This window comes from Cryobacterium sp. MLB-32, from assembly GCF_000738085.1.
GTDB lineage: Bacteria > Actinomycetota > Actinomycetes > Actinomycetales > Microbacteriaceae > Cryobacterium.
This window is the reverse complement of record NZ_JPRS01000537.1, coordinates 1-791: the sequence shown is the minus strand read 5'-3', so window position 1 is coordinate 791 and position 791 is coordinate 1. Positions and strand designations below refer to the sequence as shown.

The 791-nt window shown below is 58.0% G+C and carries 1 protein-coding gene; it reads right to left on the bottom strand.

What is annotated here, in order from left to right; translation table 11 throughout:
* Positions 1-181: hypothetical protein (locus JF66_RS24740; RefSeq protein WP_231556529.1), on the bottom strand; the 181-nt coding region annotated here is incomplete at its 3' end.
* Positions 182-791: the final 610 nt, after the last annotated feature.

Here is a 791-nt window from a genome sequence, read left to right as displayed (position 1 = left end):
CCCACGCACCATTGGCATTGGCCGGACGCCCCAAGCAATTGAGGTTCCAAACCAGAACTGAGTCATCACCGAACACCGGAATTGGTTCTGTCTCCCTGCGAATCGAGTGTTCCATGGCGACAGAGGCGTTGGCCGGGAAGGCGGCAGTCGCGACGACCCTCAGGTGAGAAAGGGCGCTCATCTGTCTAACTCCGCTCGCGAGGCAAGCGGAAGATGAAGGTGCTCGGAATCACTTCTGACAGCACCTCGGGCGACATCCTTTTCGGAACTGCTGAACTGTTCTAGGACTGCGTTTAGACTCTCTCTTCGCTCTCCCCATTGTTCGATGAAGCGAGGCGGGTACAGGTCCTGTCTTCGGGCTTCTATGTGATCCGACATGAGAAGCAACTGCGGCAGATGATCTGTGAAGATCACAGCGTTGGGGCAAGTCAAGCAGGCGAAAGGACGTTCCATGCAGAGTTCTCCTGCGGCCGTGTTGGGACCGTTGGTTGGGTCTGCGCAAGCGCTCACGCCGAGTGCACGTTCCGTCGGGGTTTCATCGGCAACAACGGCTGCCAGTCGACGCGCACGGACCTCTGTGGACTCATCGCACAATACCGAGTTAGCCGAACGGGCAAATAGCGTGGGGGTTGAGGCGATGGCCTGTTCGAAGACTCGCTCCTGAGCGCGTGCAATCGTGCGCGCCGAGGTCGAAATTACCGAAGTGACAGGTAGGTAGTACCGATTGAAAGTCGTCTCCTTATGATCCGTGCCCGCGGCTGCTTTGGCCGATCCACTAATTCCGGCGCGTA